General features: G+C 70.4%; 14 protein-coding genes (1 of these 14 cut by a window edge). 7 read left to right on the forward strand and 7 right to left on the reverse strand.

Features of this window, described 5'->3' with window-relative positions; translation table 11 throughout:
• Together ABEG18_RS21105 and ABEG18_RS21110 are read left to right on the forward strand one after the other, a co-directional pair.
• A protein-coding gene (locus tag ABEG18_RS21105) for a peptidoglycan DD-metalloendopeptidase family protein (protein WP_406855011.1) crosses the window boundary here: on the forward strand, positions 1 to 1,225 show its 3' portion. The gene continues 824 nt to the left of window position 1, outside the view; the window shows 1,225 of its 2,049 coding nt (coding positions 825-2,049); its start codon lies beyond the left edge, outside the window; it ends in the stop codon at positions 1,223 to 1,225.
• Between the two features lie 48 nt (positions 1,226 to 1,273).
• Positions 1,274 to 2,191 carry an AEC family transporter gene (locus tag ABEG18_RS21110; protein ID WP_406855012.1) on the forward strand — a complete coding sequence of 306 codons (918 nt, stop codon included), beginning with the start codon at positions 1,274 to 1,276 and terminating at the stop codon, positions 2,189 to 2,191.
• Here ABEG18_RS21110 and gluQRS read toward each other — a convergent pair.
• On the reverse strand, positions 2,175 to 3,080 hold the full coding sequence (gluQRS, locus tag ABEG18_RS21115) for a tRNA glutamyl-Q(34) synthetase GluQRS (protein WP_406858668.1): 906 nt from the start codon (positions 3,078 to 3,080) through the stop codon (positions 2,175 to 2,177). The genes ABEG18_RS21110 and gluQRS overlap by 17 nt on opposite strands.
• Positions 3,081 to 3,262: 182 nt before the next feature.
• On the opposite strand from gluQRS, the gene ABEG18_RS21120 reads away from it, so the two are divergent.
• From ABEG18_RS21120 to ABEG18_RS21135, 4 genes are all read left to right on the forward strand, one after another.
• On the forward strand, positions 3,263 to 3,934 hold the full coding sequence (locus ABEG18_RS21120; RefSeq protein WP_406855013.1) for a DNA-3-methyladenine glycosylase family protein: 672 nt from the start codon (positions 3,263 to 3,265) through the stop codon (positions 3,932 to 3,934).
• A gap of 11 nt (positions 3,935 to 3,945) precedes the next feature.
• Positions 3,946 to 4,614, forward strand: coding sequence for an alpha/beta hydrolase (locus tag ABEG18_RS21125; protein WP_406855014.1), 669 nt, complete (start codon positions 3,946 to 3,948; stop codon positions 4,612 to 4,614).
• A 66-nt stretch (positions 4,615 to 4,680) separates the two neighbouring features.
• A complete protein-coding gene (locus ABEG18_RS21130) occupies positions 4,681 to 5,838 on the forward strand; it encodes an iron-containing alcohol dehydrogenase (protein ID WP_406855015.1) in 1,158 nt (385 codons plus the stop codon).
• 5 nt (positions 5,839 to 5,843) lie between these two features.
• Positions 5,844 to 6,293 carry an acyl-CoA thioesterase gene (locus ABEG18_RS21135; protein WP_406855016.1) on the forward strand — a complete coding sequence of 150 codons (450 nt, stop codon included), beginning with the start codon at positions 5,844 to 5,846 and terminating at the stop codon, positions 6,291 to 6,293.
• On the opposite strand, the gene ABEG18_RS21140 is transcribed toward ABEG18_RS21135, so the two are convergent.
• The 5 genes from ABEG18_RS21140 to ABEG18_RS21160 form a co-directional block, all read right to left on the reverse strand.
• Positions 6,290 to 7,195, reverse strand: a complete 906-nt coding sequence (locus tag ABEG18_RS21140) for a DMT family transporter (protein ID WP_406855017.1) — start codon at positions 7,193 to 7,195, stop codon at positions 6,290 to 6,292. The two genes, ABEG18_RS21135 and ABEG18_RS21140, sit on opposite strands and share 4 nt — an antisense overlap.
• 1 nt (position 7,196) lies before the next feature.
• Complete coding sequence (locus ABEG18_RS21145; RefSeq protein WP_406855018.1) at positions 7,197 to 7,601, reverse strand: (deoxy)nucleoside triphosphate pyrophosphohydrolase; 405 nt, start codon at positions 7,599 to 7,601, stop codon at positions 7,197 to 7,199.
• 88 nt (positions 7,602 to 7,689) lie between these two features.
• Positions 7,690 to 8,205, reverse strand: coding sequence for a carboxypeptidase regulatory-like domain-containing protein (locus ABEG18_RS21150; RefSeq protein ID WP_406855019.1), 516 nt, complete (start codon positions 8,203 to 8,205; stop codon positions 7,690 to 7,692).
• 83 nt (positions 8,206 to 8,288) lie between these two features.
• Complete coding sequence (gene argJ, locus ABEG18_RS21155) at positions 8,289 to 9,530, reverse strand: bifunctional glutamate N-acetyltransferase/amino-acid acetyltransferase ArgJ (protein ID WP_406855020.1); 1,242 nt, start codon at positions 9,528 to 9,530, stop codon at positions 8,289 to 8,291.
• 136 nt (positions 9,531 to 9,666) lie between these two features.
• Positions 9,667 to 10,620 (reverse strand): peptidylprolyl isomerase, encoded by a 954-nt coding sequence (locus ABEG18_RS21160; protein ID WP_406855021.1) that lies wholly within the window; start codon positions 10,618 to 10,620, stop codon positions 9,667 to 9,669.
• A 306-nt stretch (positions 10,621 to 10,926) separates the two neighbouring features.
• Between ABEG18_RS21160 and secA the strand changes: the two genes are divergently transcribed.
• The gene (gene secA / locus ABEG18_RS21165; protein WP_406855022.1) at positions 10,927 to 13,731 is read left to right on the forward strand and encodes a preprotein translocase subunit SecA; all 2,805 of its coding nucleotides are present in this window, start codon (positions 10,927 to 10,929) and stop codon (positions 13,729 to 13,731) included.
• A 101-nt stretch (positions 13,732 to 13,832) separates the two neighbouring features.
• Here secA and ABEG18_RS21170 read toward each other — a convergent pair whose 3' ends face one another.
• Complete coding sequence (locus ABEG18_RS21170; RefSeq protein ID WP_406855023.1) at positions 13,833 to 15,419, reverse strand: L,D-transpeptidase family protein; 1,587 nt, start codon at positions 15,417 to 15,419, stop codon at positions 13,833 to 13,835.
• Positions 15,420 to 15,531: the final 112 nt, after the last annotated feature.

A 15,531-nucleotide genomic window follows, 5' to 3' on the forward strand; every position in this document is an offset into this window, starting at 1 on the left:
CTCCACCATGCAGGTGACCTTCGTCCCCGAGAACGTCACCACCCGGCCAAAGACGGCCGCGACCGCCCGCCAGGCGGCCCCGCCCCAGGAAGAGAGGCTCGTCACCGTCAAGCGCGGCGAGACGCTGGAGCAGGTCCTGCGCGCCAACGGGGCGACCCTGGCGGAGGTCCGGTCCATCCAGCTCGCGCTCGCGTCCCGCCTCAGGGAGGCGCCGGTCAAGGAAGGCCAGCGGCTGAAAATCCTGTTCGCGCCCGCCGCCAAGGGCGTCGCTCCCGTGCTGCGCGTGATGATCTATGACGGCGAGACCATCGTGGCCATCGCGGCGCTGAGCGACCGCAACGACTTCGTCTCCGTCGCCCCGCCGCAGGCCGAGACGCCCGTCTCCAGCGAGGACGACGAGACCGAGGACCAGCCGGGCGGGATCCGCCTCTATGACAGCCTTTACGAGACGGCGCTCAAGCACGACATCCCGCGCGCGGTCGTCGACCAGTTCGTCAAGATCTCGTTCTACGACTTCGACCTGCAGCGCCGGGTGTCGGGCGGCGACAGCTTCGAGGTGTTCTACTCCGAGGACGAGGAGAACGAGGGCAAGCCGGAGGTGCTCTACGCTTCGCTTTCGGTGTCGGGCCAGCAGAAGCGCTATTACCGCTTCCAGCTCGGCGACCAGAACGTCGTCGATTTCTTCGACGAGCAGGGCAAGTCGAACCGCAAGTTCCTGGTCCGCAAGCCGATCGCCGAGGGCGTGCTGCGCTCCACCTTCGGCATGCGCTACCACCCCATCCTGCGCTATTCGCGCATGCACAACGGCGTCGACTGGGCCAACAAGGTCGGCACCCCGATCGTCGCCGCGGGCGACGGCCGGGTGCGGCTGGCCGGCTGGGAGTCGGGCTACGGGCGCCGGGTCGAGATCGAGCATCAATACGGGTTCGTGACGACCTACAATCACATGTCGGGCTTCGGCAAGGGCATCAAGGAGGGCGTGCGGGTGCGCCAGGGCCAGGTGATCGGCTTCCTGGGCAGCACCGGCCTCTCCACCGGGCCCCACCTCCACTACGAGGTGATGATCAACGAGAACCTGGTCGACCCGCTCACCATCAAGCTGCCGCGCAACCGTGAGCTGGACGCGCAGCAGCTCAGCGCTTTCCAACGCGAACGCGAGCGGATAGACGAGCTCATCCGCAAGGCGCCGGGCGCCACGCGGGTCGCCGAGCGCGCGCAGCGCTGATCCCCACCGGTCGGCGCCGCGCGGCGCGGGGCGGCGCGAAGGCCCCCGATGCTGCACGTCCTCACCGTCGTCCTGCCCGTCTTCGGCCTTCTGGGCCTCGGCTACGTCTCGCGCGCCACGGGCTATCTGGGGGACCGGGCCGGCGAGGGCCTGTCGGACTTCGTCTTCGCCATTGCGATCCCGGCGCTGATCTTCAAGACGCTGACCGCGGCCCAGCTTCCCGAGGCGCAGCCCTGGGGCTATTGGCTGTCCTATTTCGGCGGCGTCGTTGTGGTGTGGACGCTCGGCGCGCAAATCGCGCGGCGGTTCTTCGCCGTGTCGCATGTGGAGGGCGTGGTGGCCGGCTTCACGGCGGCCCAGTCCAACACGGTGCTGGTCGGGATCCCGCTGATCCTGGAGGCCTATGGGCCGGAAGGGGCCGTGCCGCTCTTCCTGCTGGTCGCCATCCACCTGCCGATCATGATGACGACCGCGACCGTGCTGGCGGAGGGACGCGGCGTGCCGCTGCGCCGCATCGTCCGCCAGCTCGTCATGAACCCGCTCCTGATCGCCATCGCGGTCAGCGTCCTCGCCCGCCAGGTCGGGGCTCCCCTCCCGGGCGCGTTGAAGACCATCGTCGACATGCTGGGCGCGGCGGCCGGCCCTTGCGCGCTCTTCGCCATGGGGATCGCGCTCCGACGCTACGGCGCGGGCGACGAGCCGCTGCTCTCGGTGGCGCTGACGGCGCTGAAGCTCATCGTCCACCCGCTGGTCGTGCTGGTGCTGGCGACGCGCGTGTTCACGATGCCGAATGTCTGGGCGGGGGTGGCGGTGCTCTTCGCCGCCATGCCGTGCGGGGTGAACGCCTATCTGTTCGCCGAGCGCTATCGCACCGGCGTGGCCATCTCGTCCGGCGCGATCGCGATCTCGACGGCGCTGTGCGTGCTGAGCTCCGCCTTCTGGCTGGCCGTCATGGGGATCCGGTGAAGCCGAGCCGGCGCCGGACCTCCCTTGCGCTCACCCCCTCGGCCCGAAGCGCCCGCAGGGCGGTGGAGCCCAGCGACTTGGAGAGCTTGCGCCCGTCCGGCCCGAGCAGCAGGGCGTGATGGTGGTAGACAGGCGTCGGCCAGCCCAGCAGAGCCTGCAGGAGGGCGTGCGCGTGCGTCGCCTCGCGCAGGTCCTCTCCCCGCACCACATGGGTGACGCCCTGCAGGGCGTCGTCATGCGTGACCGCCACATGGTAGCTGGCCGCCACGTCCTTGCGGCCGATCACGACGTCTCCCCAGCGCGCCGGATCGGCGGGAACGCGGCGCTGGTCTCCGGCCGCCGGATCCCATGCGTCCCACCCCGGCGCCGCCCCGCCGCCTCGCGCCAGGATGCGCCGGAGCGCCTCGTCCGTGGCCAGGCGGAGGGCGTGCGGCTCGCCCGCGGCGACGCGTCGGCGCCGCTCCGCGTCGGAGAGCTGGCGGCACGGCCCGGCGTGCAGCGGCGCGCCGTCGGGATCGCGCGGCCACGCCGCGCCGCCCGCCTCGCGCTCGGCGACAAGGCGCGCCGTGAGGCCCCGCGTGCAGAAGCACGGATAAGCGAGACCCTCCCGCTGCAAGGTCGCGAGCACGGCGGCGTAGTCGGCGATGTGCTCCGACTGGCGCCGCGGCGGCTCGGCGAAGTCGAGGCCCAGCCAGGCCAGGTCCTCCCGGATGGCGCGCTCGAACTCCGGCCGGGACCGGCCCGGGTCGATGTCCTCGATCCGAAGCAGCAGGCGTCCGCCGAGGCGGGAGGCGAGCTGCGCGTTCAGCAGCGCGGAGGCCGCATGGCCGAGATGCAGCAGCCCGTTCGGGCTGGGGGCGAAGCGGAATACGGGTTGCGGGCCGGCCAGCGGCGTTCTCCCATGCGCGACGAAGCGTCGACCAGACCTAGAGCATGCTGCGAAAAGGTGGAAACCGGCTTTTCGCACCACAGCATGCGAGCGCCAGGAGACGGGGGCATGCTGTGTTGTCCCCGAAACACAGAAGGCCCCAGGACGCCTCGCCCGGAAACGCAAAACCGAGTCGCCCCGCCATGCGCATGATCGACACGCCCGAGACGCTCGCGACGGCCCTGGACGCTCTGGTCGAGGCCGACCCGGCTTTGGCGCCGCTGCGAGCGGCGGTCGGCCCCGTGTCGCCCCGCCGGCGGCCGCCCGGCTTCGGCGGGCTCTGCGCCATCGTGATCGGCCAGCAGGTCTCCACCGCCAGCGCGGCGGCGATCTGGACGCGCTTTTCGGCCCGCTTCGACCCGCCGGCCCCCGGCCCGATCCTGGAGGCGAGCGACGAGGACCTGCGCGCCTGCGGGTTCTCGGCCGCCAAGATCCGGACCGTGCGGGCCATCGCCGAGGCGGCGCTGGGCGGCCGGCTTCCCCTGGACGCCCTGGGCGACATGGCGGCGGACGAGGCGCATGCGCTGCTGTGTTCGGTGAAGGGCGTCGGCCCCTGGACGGCGGACGTCTACCTGCTGTTCTGCCTTGGCCATCCCGACGCCTTTCCGGCCGGAGACCTCGCCTTGCAGGAGGCCGCGCGACTGGGCTTCGGCCTTGCCATCCGGCCGGGTCCGGCCGACCTTGCTGCGCTGGCGGAGCGCTGGCGTCCCCTGCGGGGCGCGGCCGCGACGCTGCTCTGGGCCTATTATCGGGTGACGAGAGGGCGCGACGTTGCCCCGCCCGGCGACCGCGACCGGCTCGGGGCCGGCGGCTGAAAGGATGCACGATGCCGACCAGGATCGACGGACCGCGGCTGCCGCCGCTCTCGGGGATCTCCAGGCAACTCGTCGTACTGCTGCACGGCTACGGGGCGGACGGGCGGGACCTGATCGACATCGCCGACGAATGGCGCGGCTGGCTGCCGGACGCGGCCTTCGCCTCCCCGCATGCGCCGGAGCCGTGCGGCGAGGCCCCGACCGGGCGCCAGTGGTTTCCCCTCTCGCGGCGCGATCCGCATGAGCTCTGGGCCGGCGTCTGCGGCGCCAGGCCGGCGCTGGACGATTTCCTCGACGCCGAGCTGGCCCGCTGCGGGCTGGACGATTCGCGGCTCGCCCTCGTCGGATTCAGCCAGGGGACCATGATGGCGCTGCATGCCGGCCTGCGCCGGCCCCGGGCGCCGGCCGCCATCGTGGGCTATTCCGGCATGCTGGTCGGCCCGGAGCGGCTGGCCGAGGAGGCCGCCTGCGCGCCGCCCGTCCTGCTCGTTCACGGCGACCAGGACCCCGTGATCCCGGTCCAGGCGCTGTTCGCCTCCGCGATCGGGATGGCCAAGGCCCGGCTGCCCTGCCAATGGCACCTGTCCTTCGGGCTCGAGCACAGCATCGACCAGGAGGGCCTGCGGCATGGCGGGCTGTTCCTGGCCCAGGCCTTCACGGGGCGCACGCCCGCCGCCTGAGCCGCCCCCTTTGCGCGGCCGCCGGCCGCCGCTACCGTGCCCCGGTCAGGTTCTGGAGAGCGTCCGATGTCGCCGTTCACGTTCAACACGGCCAAGTCCATCGTCTTCGGCGACGGCGTCATCGCCAGGCTGGGCGACATCGCCGCCCGGGAGGCGGGCCGGCGCGTCGCGCTCGTCACCGATGCGGGGATCATGCGCTCCGGCCTGATCGAGAGGGCGCTGGCGCCCCTGCGGGCGGCCGGCGTCGAGGCGAGCGTGTTCGACGCGGTCGTGGCCGACCCGCCCGAGGACGTCGTCCTCGCCGCCGTCGAGGCGGCCCGGGACTTCGGCGCCACCGGCGTGATCGGGCTCGGCGGCGGATCGTCGATGGACGTGGCCAAGCTGGTCGCCCTGCTGGCGGGCGGCGGCGAGAGCCTCGCCGACATCTACGGCGTCGGCCTCGCCCGCGGGCCGCGCCTGCCCCTGATCCTCGTCCCGACCACCTCCGGCACGGGCTCGGAGGTCACCCCCATCTCGATCGTCACCACGGGCGAGAACGAGAAGAAGGGCGTGGTCTCCCCGGCGATTCTGCCCGACGTGGCGCTGCTGGATCCCGAGCTGACCTTCGGCCTGCCGCCCCACGTCACCGCCGCCACCGGCATCGACGCCATGGTGCATGCGATCGAGGCCTATGCGTCGGCGTCCCCCAACAACAATCCGCTGTCGCGCATGCTCGCCCGCCAGGCGCTGCAATTGCTCGGCCGATCCCTGCTGGCCGCCGTGCAGGACGGCGCAGACGCCGCGGCGCGCGGCAACATGCTGCTGGGGGCCATGCTGGCCGGCCAGGCCTTCGCCAACTCGCCGGTGGCGGCCGTGCACGCCCTCGCCTATCCGATTGGCGGGCGCTACCACGTGCCACACGGGCTCTCCAACGCGCTCGTGCTGCCCCACGTGATCCGCTTCAACGCGCCCGCGGCCGCGCCCCTCTACGCCGAGATCGCCGCGGACCTCTTCCCCGAGCTGGCCGAGGTCCCCGAAGCGGCGCGGGCCGACGCCTTCGCGGAGGCGCTCGGCGGGCTGGCCCCGGCCTGCCGCCTGGAGTCGCGCCTGCGCGACGTCGGGATCCCGCAGGAGGCCCTGCCGACGCTGGCCGCCGACGCCATGCGCCAGACGCGCCTGCTGGTCAACAATCCGCGCCCCCTCACCGAGGCGGACGCGCTCTCGATCTACAGGCAGGCCTGGTGACCTCCGTGACTGCTCCCGCCCCTGCGCGCCCGGCGCGCCCGACCCGGTCGCATTTCCGCCGCTTCGCCACGATCCCGACCCGCTGGGCCGACAACGACGTCTACGGCCACGTCAACAATGTCGTCTATTACGCTTGGTTCGACACGGCCGTGAACGGCTGGCTGGTGGAGCGCGGATTCCTGGACATCGCCGGGGGCGCGATCATCAACCTCGTGGTGGAGACCGGCTGCCGCTATTTCGAGAGCGTCGCTTTCCCGGACAGCGTGGAGATCGGGTTTTCGGTCGAAAAGCTCGGGACCAGTTCGGTCACCTACGGGCTGGGCGTGTTCCGCGCCGGCCAGGAGGTCGCCTCCGCGCATGGGCGATTCGTCCATGTCGCGGTCGACCGCGCCACGCAGCGCCCCGTCCCGATCCCCGCCCCGATGCGGGAGGCCCTGGAAGAGCTGCGCGTCTAGGGCGCATCCGCCTCCGGCCGCGGCGCCGTGGTGACGATCCAGACGCCCGCCAGGATCACGGCGGCTCCCGCCAGGTCGCGCAGGCTCACGGTCTCGCCGATGAAGATCACGGCCAGCAGCGTCGCCCAGACCGGCAGCAGATAGCCGATCATGGCCGCGCGGGTCGGCCCCGCCCGGCGGATGAGCGTCATGAAGATGGTGATCGGGATGGCGGTGGCCACGAGCCCTAGCGCCAGCAAGGACGGCAGGTTCGCGGCGATCTGGCCCGCCGCCGCGTCGCGCGTGAAGGCCAGCGCGAGCGAGGTCGCCGCCAGCGCCGAGACGGTCTGCTGCCCGAGCGCCATCCGGGCCGGCTCCACGTCCCGCACGGTCCGGGCGTAGACATTGCCGATGGCGTAGCTGAGCGACACCGCCGCCATCGCCAGCATGCCGAGCGCGCCGGCGTCGGCGTCCAGGAAGGCGGCGGGCCCGATCAGCACCGCCATGCCGACGAAGCCGATGGCGACGCCCACCATCCGCCGCACCGTGAGCCGCTCCTCCGCGAAGGCGAAATGCGAGATCACCGCCACCATCAGGGGGCCGGAGGCCTGGATCATGGAGCTCAGCCCGGCCGTGATCTGCGCCAGCGCATAGGCGGTGAGCACGTTGGGCAGCCACCCGTTGAGGGTGCCCAGCATCAGCCAGGGCGCCATCTCGTTGCGCCGCGGAACGGGGCTCTGGCCCCGCAGCACGAACCACGCCGAGAGCGCCAGGGCCGCCACCCCGGCCCGGCTCGCGGCGACCACGAACGGGTGCACCCCGACCGCGAGCTTCATGAACAGGAAGCCCGAGGACCACAGCAGCGAGCAGGCCAGCAATCGCCCGATCAGGGAGGCGTTGGACAGCGGCGCGACGGCGGCCACGTCAGGCGCCGACCAGGTCGATCAGGGCCGGGATCAGCGGCTCGTCGGCGGGCGGCATCGGGTAGTCGCGCAGCCTGTTCGGCCGCACCCATTTGAGGGCCTGGTGCTCCTTCTGGATCACCAGCCCCTCCCACCGCTTGCACGCCCAGAGCGGCATCAGCAGCTGGAACGTCTCGTAGGTGTGGCTCGCGAAGGTCAGCGGCGCGAGGCAGGCCTCCTTCACGGCGATCCCGAGCTCCTCGTTCAGTTCGCGGATCAGCGTTTCCTCGGGGCGCTCGCCGGGCTCGACCTTGCCGCCCGGGAATTCCCACAGGCCGGCGAGCTGCTTGCCTTCGGGCCGCTGGGCGATCAGGACGCGCCCATCGGCGTCGATGAGGGCGCAGGCGGCGACGAGGACGATCTTCACGGCGGCGGCTCCAGGCGGGTTTCGCCGCGCGCTTATAGGGCATTTTTCGCGCCGTGGCGTCCCGTACGGCGCAGGCCGGAGCCCGCGCCTATTTGCCCGAGAGGATCGCCTCGACCGTCTCGTCCTCCTTGACGGTCACCTCGTCATACATGGCCCCGCCGCGCAGGAAATACTCGTCCTCCGGCAGCCAGACGAGCGTCGTGGAGACGATGTAGCGGCCCGCCTTGACGTCCTCGAACTTGAAGGACCCGTCCTTGTGGGCCTTCTGCTTGCGCATGAGCTCGGCGTAGACAGGGTCGGCCGGCGCCACCGACCGTCCCAGGAAAGCGCGGTTATAGTGTTTTTCGCCGAACAGCTTGCCGAAACGCTCCCTCGCGTAAGGCGTGGCCGGGATGAGGTAGACCCACTCGCCGCCGGCGGTGACGAAATTCCCGTTCGGCTTGCGCAGGAAGGCGCTGCCTTTGACCGTCCCGGTCCCCGGCGCGAGTTGCGCCTTGGCCTGCGCCGCCATGGCGTCGTCGAAGGACGTCTCGATCGGCTGCTGGGCCATGCAGCCGCCCAGCAGCAGGGCGACTGCGCAGAAGATCACCGGAAGTTTCGACATGCCAGGCTCCTCGACGGGAGCTTGGGCGGACTCTCCGGCGAGGACAACACAAGCTTGGCGCTAGCCGGGTTGCGCCCGCCGCCTCAGCTGCGGTAGTCGCCGTTGATCTCGACATACTCCTTGGTGAGGTCGCAGGTCCACACCGTCGCCCTGCCGCTCCCCAGCCCGATGTCGACCCGGATGTCGATGTTCTGCCCCTCCATATACGCGGAGACCTTCTCCTCGTCATAGGCCATGTCGCGAGCGCCGTTCACCGCCACGCGATGTGGGCCGAAGGAGATCGCGAGCCTGTCGCGGTCGGCCGGTTCGCCCGCCTTGCCGACGGCCATCACCACCCGGCCCCAATTGGCGTCCGCGCCCGCAATGGCGGTCTTCACCAGCGGCGAGTCCGCGATCGACTTGGCGATGCGGCGCGCCGAGGAGGCGCTCACCGCGCCCTCCACGGTGACGCCGACGAAGTGGCGCGCGCCCTCGCCGTCCTTCACCACCTGGTGGGCGAGGTCCAGGAGCACGCCGTCCAGCGCCTTGCGGAAGCCGGCGAGCCGCCGGTCCGAGGCCTCGTCGATGCGCGGGCAGCCCTTGGCCGCGGCGGCCCCGGTGGCGAACAGCATCAGCGTGTCGGAGGTGGAGGTGTCGCTGTCGACCGTGATGGCGTTGAACGAGCCCTTCACCGAGCGCGACAGCATCGCCTGCAGGGCCTCGGCGGCGATCGGCGCGTCCGTGAACACGAAGGACAGCATGGTGGCCATGTCGGGCGCGATCATGCCCGCGCCCTTGGCGATGCCGCAGATCACGACCTCGACGCCGCCGATGCTGGCCTTCGCGGTCGCGCCCTTCGGATAGGTGTCGGTCGTCATGATCGCCTTGGCGGGCTCCAGCCAGGGCGCGTCGGCGGCGCGGCCGGCGCAGTCCTGCAGCACGCCCTCGAACTTGGTGGCGTCCAGCGGCTCGCCGATGACGCCCGTCGACGCCAGGAAGATCTCGTCCGGCGCGCAGCCCAGCGCCTTCGCGGCGATGTCAGCGGTGAGCTTCACGGCGGCGGCGCCGGTCTTGCCCGTGAACGCGTTGGCGTTGCCCGAATTGACCACCAGGCCGCGGGCCTTGCCGCCGGTCAGCGCCTTGCGGCACCAGTCGACCGGCGCGGAGGGGCACTTGGAGCGGGTGAACACGCCCGCCGCCGTCGTGCCCTCGGCCAGGCGCAGCAGGAGGACGTCGGTGCGTCCCTTGTAGCGGATCCCGGCGGCCGCGGTGGCGAAGGCCACGCCTTCGACGGGCGGCAGGTCCGGGAAGGACGCAGGGGCGAGCGGAGAGACGGCGGTCGCCATGACGGGCCTCGATGGGGCGATGGGGAGCGGGAGGGCCGCCGGGCCGGCGGCGGGTCCGAAGCGGGGCGGAGCCGGATGGGGAAAAGCTGTGGAGAACCGGGGGACGACCGCCCCCGGTCCTGTGGACAGGCTGGGATCAGGGCTTCTTGGGCTCGGCCGGCTTCGCGGCGTCGGCGGGCTTGGCCGCATCGGCCGGCTTGGCCGCTTCGGCGGGCTTGGCCGCTTCGGCGGGCTTGTCGAGACGTTCGACCTTGCCCTTCGAGCGCAGCGCCAGGACGATGTCGGTCTGGGCCTTGCGGGTCAGGTATTGCTGGATCTGGTCCTTGACCTCGTCGAAGGGGGGAACCGGCTTGTTCCGCTTCTCCTCCACCTTGATGACGTGCCAGCCGAACTGGCTCTTCACCGGGTCGGAGACCTGGCCGGGCTCCATCTTGAAGGCCGCGTCGGCGAATTCCGGCACCATCCGGTCCTTCGCGAACCAGCCGAGGTCGCCGCCCTCCTTGCCCGAACCCGGGTCCTTGGAGAGTTCGGCCGCCACCTTGGCGAAGTCCTCGCCCTTCTTGACGCGCTCGGCGGCCGCCTTGGCGTCCTCCTCCTTCTCCACCAGGATGTGGCGCGCGTGGATCTCCGGCTCCGGCTTCAGGTCCTTCACGGTGTCGGCGTAGAGCGCCTTCATCTTGTCTTCGCTGACGGCCTTCTTGGCCTCCTGGCCGAGATATTCGTCGAGCAGGAGCTTGTCGCGCTGGTAGGCGAGCCTCGTCTCGAAGTCGGGGTTCGACCCCACCTTGGCGTCGCGGGCGGCGCGGGCGCCGAGCTTCAGGTCGGACAGGTAGCCGACCAGATAGTCGCGCTTCGCCGGCTCGGGCATCTGCGGCATGCTGGCGCCGAGATCCTCGGAGGCCAACTCCAGGTCCCGCTCGGTGATCTTGATGCCGTCCACCGTGGCCACGACCTTGTCGGAGGCGGGGGCGGGGGCCGTCTGGGCCTGCGCGGCCACGAGCCCCAGCCCGAGCGCGACGGCCGCGAGTGTCAGGATCCTGGCCGAACTGGTGAACGGGGTGGGGCGGAATGCGTGCTTCGCGTCAATCATCAGTGTCGATTCCGGTTCGGCGCTCGGGAGCGCAGGTGGTCGCGCTTCGCTGCGCAGAAGTGGAGCATGGCGCAACGGCTTGCAAGTCGTGTTGTCGCGCCGAACCCTCTCCCTGTTTGAAAAACCCGCAACGTGACACCATCTTGACGAAGCCGCGGCGCCGCTCGGGCGGACCCCGGCGTTCCGCCTGAAAGCTTAAAGGGCCGTGCGTCTCGACGCGGATGGCGCTATAAGCCCCTCCGACAATCCCTCCCCGGCGACCGGTCCCGACCGTCTCGCCGGCTTTCGACGTTAGAAGGGTCTTCGATGTTCGGCGCACTTGCCAAGAAGGTGTTCGGCTCGGCCAACGACCGACGGCTGAAGACGTACCGTCCCCGGATCGCGGCCATCAATGCGCTGGAGGCGGAGGTCTCCGCCCTCACGGACGAGCAGCTTCGCGCCCGTACGGACGACTTCAAGCGGCAGGTGGCCGACGGCAAGAGTCTCGACGACATCCTGGAGCCTGCCTTCGCGACGGTGCGCGAAGCGGCCAAGCGCGTGCTCGGCCAGCGCCATTTCGACGTGCAGCTCATCGGCGGCATGGTGCTTCACGAAGGCTCGATCGCCGAGATGAAGACCGGCGAAGGCAAGACGCTCGTCGCCACCCTGCCGACCTATCTGAACGCCCTCAGCGGCAAGGGCGTCCACGTCGTCACCGTGAACGACTATCTGGCCCGCCGCGACGCGGAGTGGATGGGGCAGGTCTACCGCTTCCTGGGCCTCAGCGTCGGCATCATCGTGCATGGCTTGGACGACATGGAGCGGGCCGAAGCCTACGCCTGCGACATCACCTACGGCACCAACAACGAGTTCGGCTTCGACTACCTGCGCGACAACATGAAGTACGAGCTGAACCAGATGGTCCAGCGCGGACACAACTTCGCGATCGTCGACGAGGTGGACTCCATCCTGGTCGACGAGGCGCGCACGCCGCTGATCATCTCCGGCCCGCTGGACGACCGGTCCGAGCTCTACAACTCCATCGACGCCCTGCTGCCCCGGCTGGTGAAGGGCGACTACGATGTCGACGAGAAGCAGCGCGCCGTGTCCCTGACGGAGGCCGGCAACGAGCACATCGAGGAGCTGCTGGAGGGCGCAGGCCTGCTGAAGGAAGGCTCGCTCTACGACGCCGCCAACGCCACCCTGGTGCATCACGTCAACCAGGCGCTGCGCGCGCACACGCTGTTCCAGCGCGACAAGGACTACATCGTGCGCAACGGCGAGGTCGTCATCATCGACGAGTTCACCGGCCGCATGATGCCGGGCCGCCGCTATTCGGAAGGCCTCCACCAGGCGCTCGAGGCCAAGGAGCGCGTCCAGGTCCAGCCCGAGAACCAGACGCTGGCCTCGATCACGTTCCAGAACTATTTCCGTCTCTACAAGAAGCTCGCCGGCATGACCGGCACGGCCGCCACCGAGGCGGACGAGTTCCTCGACATCTACAGGCTCGAGGTCGTCGAGATCCCGACCAACCTGGCGGTCAGCCGCCTCGACGAGGATGACGAGGTCTATCGCACCGCCGCCGAGAAGGTGAAGGCGATCGTGCGCGAGATCGAGGCCGCAGCCGAGAAGGGCCAGCCCATCCTGGTCGGCACCACCTCCATCGAAAAGTCCGAGCAGCTCGCCGACTTCATGGTCGAGCAGGGCTATACGCTGATCGACTTCTCCAATCCGGCCGCCCTGGAGCCGCTCTACCGCGCCGCCCGCGACGGCAAGCCGGCCCGGACCTTCGCGGTCCTGAACGCCCGCTTCCACGAGCAGGAGGCCTTCATCGTCGCCCAGGCCGGGGTGCCCGGCGCGGTCACGATCGCCACCAACATGGCGGGCCGCGGCACCGACATCCAGCTCGGCGGCAACGCCGACATGCGCATCCGCCACGAACTGGTCGACCTGCCCGAGGGCGAGGAGCGCGACGGCCGGATCGAGGCCATCCGGGCGGAGGTCGCCGAGCTCAAGCAGAAGGCGCTCGCCGCCGGCGGCCTCTACGTGGTCGGCACCGAGCGGCACGAGAGCCGGCGCATCGACAACCAGCTGCGCGGCCGCTCGGGCCGCCAGGGCGATCCCGGGCGCTCGAAGTTCTTCCTGTCGCTGCAGGACGACCTGATGCGCATCTTCGGGTCCGAGCGCATGGACGGCATGCTGCAGAAGCTGGGCCTGAAGGAGGATGAGGCGATCATCCATCCCTGGATCAACAAGGCCATCGAGAAGGCGCAGCAGAAGGTCGAAGCCCGCAACTTCGACATGCGCAAGAACATCCTGAAATACGACGACGTCATGAACGACCAGCGCAAGGTCGTGTTCGAGCAGCGCCGCGAGTTCATGGCCGAGGAGACCGTGCGGGCCACCATCGACGACATGCGCCACGGCGTCGTCGACGACCTCGTCGCCCGCCACATCCCCGAGGCCGCCTATCCCGAGCAGTGGGACGTCGCCGGCCTCGACGAGGACGTGCAGCGCCTGCTCAACCTGGAGGTCCCGGTCAGCGACTGGGCCAAGGAGGAGGGGATCGCCGACGAGGAGATCCGCGAGCGCATCAAGGCCGCCGCCGACGAGGCCTATGAGGGGCGCATCGAGAAGAACACCGCCGAGGTGATGACCTATGTGGAGAAGCAGGTGCTGCTCCAGATGCTCGATCACCTGTGGCGCGAGCATCTCGTCACGCTGGACCACCTCCGGCAGGTCATCGGCTGGCGCTCGATGGCCCAGCGCGACCCGCTGAACGAGTACAAGCAGGAAGCCTTCGAGCTGTTCGACGGCCTGATCACGCATCTGCGCGAGCAGGTCACCGCCCAGCTGATGCGGGTGGAGGTGATGTTCGACGCCCCGCCGCAGCAGGAGCTGCCGCCCATGCAGGCCACCCATCTCGACCCGCTGACGGGCGAGAACGAGATGGCCCCCATGGACGTGCACACGCGGGCGGCCATGCAGCTTGGTTTCCAGGCGGACGAGCCGGTCCCGGCGGCGCAGCGCGATCCGAACGACCCGTCGACCTGGGGCCGCGTCGGCCGCAACGAGCCCTGCCCCTGCGGCTCGGGCAAGAAGTACAAGCACTGCCACGGCGCCATCGCCTGACCCGCGGCGCGGGCCTGCGGGCCCGCTTCGCCTCGTCGCTCCAGACATGAAAAAGGCCGGCGCGAAGCCGGCCTTTTTGCTGTGTCGGGGTCGCCCGGACCTTACTGCTGCAGCGAGGCCTGCCGCTGGGGCGGCGCGTCGGGAGCCTTGGCCTGCCGACGGGGCGGCAGCGGGGCCTTGATGGGCTGCGGCTGGGCGGGCTCGCTGGAAACCGGCGCGGAGGCCTGCTCGTCGGCGCCGACGCCGAGCCAGCGCTTGTAGAAGGGCCGTCCCTCGCTCTCGCCCGCCTTGGCCGGCGCGGCGGAGGCGGACGCGACGCCGCCTTCGGACCGGGATCCGAACAGCGAGCCGATGGCGCTGAAGGCGCCCGACGGAGCCGGGGCCGGCGCGAGCGCCGCTGCGGAGACCGGGGCCGCTGCGGCGACGGGGGCCGCCGGCTGGGCTGTCGCCACCATCCGCGGGGCCTTGCCGGCCTCGTGCGACGCGACGGCCTTGGCGGGTTCGCTCTTGGCCGGGGCCGCCTTGGCGACCGCGCTCTTCTCGACGGGCGCCTTCAAGGGCGCCGGCTCGGCCTGCGCCACCGCGACCGGGGCCTGCTTGCGCTGCCCGCGCTCGTCGACAGCGTATTCCTCGACCGCGTCGACCGCCTCGGGTCGGCTGATGTCGCCCATCGACGCCATCTTGACCGGCGTCATCGCGGCGGCCGCATAGCGGTCGTCGGAGCTGGCGGAGGCGGCGTAGCGGCCGGTGCGGTAGGACATGTGCTGGCCGCCGTCGGCGTATTGCACGCGGACCGCCGCCACGCCCTTGCTGACGAGCTCGGCGACCTTCTCCTGGTCCTGCCGGTCCTTGGCGGCCACCGCCTGGGCGATGCTCTCGTCCGTCTTGATGGCCGGGCAGGCGCCGGTCGGGTCGAGGCGCTGGGCGCCGTCGGCGTCGAACACGTATTTGCCGCCGCAATAGGCCACCTTCGGCTCTTGCTTGGTGACCTCGAAATGATCGCTGCCTTCCTTCAGGTTCTTCCAGAAGGGCATGTTCGGGTCGTGGCGGAACTTGGCGAGGTTCTCCGCCGTCATCCGGAACGGGTAGGACTGGAACTGAACCGCCTTCTGGCCCCCGTTCAGGGACTCGCGCATGACGGCGTAGATCTCCTCGATCTGCTCGTTCGTCATCGCGAAGCAGCCACGCGACGAGCAGGTCCCGTGCACCATGATGTCGCCGCCGTTGCGGCCCATGGCGCGTTCCATCGGGTTCGGATATCCGACATTGAAGCTCAGCCAGTAGGCCGAGTTCGGATTCATCTGGGCCGAGGTGACCTGGTAGAAGCCCTCGGGAACCTGACGGTCCCCTTCGCGTTTCTTGGGACCGAGCTGCCCCGACCAGCGGCAGATCGGGTAGGTCTTGATGAGCGCGTACTGGCCGGTCGAGTTCTGCTTCCAGACCTCGATCTCGGACTCCTTCTTGTAGGCGCGGATCAGGACCGGAGAACTGCGCGTCGCGCCCTGGCTCGCCATGAGGGCCAGCGTGTCGGACGGGATCGGCGCGTACGCGCGCGCCGGGTAACGTCCGGACTCGGCGTTGCAGCCCGCCAGGAACGCTCCTGCCATGCCCAGGACGGCGAGGCGGGCGAGCGGAGCGCGGGCGAAAGACGCCCGAAGCTTCGATATCTGGGACAGCGTCATCGACATCAGGCAATCCTCGAGATCGTCGTTGCGACCCCTGCGCTCGATTAGAACCGTCAACCTTTACGGAACCTTACCGGCGGTCGCAGGCTTGCGCCAGCGTGGTGAACCGAGTCTT

The organism is Alsobacter sp. KACC 23698 (genome assembly GCF_045348435.1).
In the GTDB taxonomy this organism is placed as follows: Bacteria; Pseudomonadota; Alphaproteobacteria; order Rhizobiales; family Beijerinckiaceae; genus Alsobacter.

Excerpts from the sequence above, each read along its gene's own strand:
- ABEG18_RS21110 (WP_406855012.1), top strand. The coding sequence starts at position 1,274 with ATGCTGCACGTCCTCACCGTCGTCCTGCCCGTCTTCGGCCTTCTGGGC.
- ABEG18_RS21120 (WP_406855013.1), top strand. The coding sequence starts at position 3,263 with ATGCGCATGATCGACACGCCCGAGACGCTCGCGACGGCCCTGGACGCT.
- ABEG18_RS21125 (WP_406855014.1), top strand. The coding sequence starts at position 3,946 with ATGCCGACCAGGATCGACGGACCGCGGCTGCCGCCGCTCTCGGGGATC.
- ABEG18_RS21130 (WP_406855015.1), top strand. The coding sequence starts at position 4,681 with ATGTCGCCGTTCACGTTCAACACGGCCAAGTCCATCGTCTTCGGCGAC.
- ABEG18_RS21150 (WP_406855019.1), bottom strand. The coding sequence starts at position 8,205 with ATGTCGAAACTTCCGGTGATCTTCTGCGCAGTCGCCCTGCTGCTGGGC.
- argJ (WP_406855020.1), bottom strand. The coding sequence starts at position 9,530 with ATGGCGACCGCCGTCTCTCCGCTCGCCCCTGCGTCCTTCCCGGACCTG.
- ABEG18_RS21160 (WP_406855021.1), bottom strand. The coding sequence starts at position 10,620 with ATGATTGACGCGAAGCACGCATTCCGCCCCACCCCGTTCACCAGTTCG.
- secA (WP_406855022.1), top strand. The coding sequence starts at position 10,927 with ATGTTCGGCGCACTTGCCAAGAAGGTGTTCGGCTCGGCCAACGACCGA.
- ABEG18_RS21170 (WP_406855023.1), bottom strand. The coding sequence starts at position 15,419 with ATGTCGATGACGCTGTCCCAGATATCGAAGCTTCGGGCGTCTTTCGCC.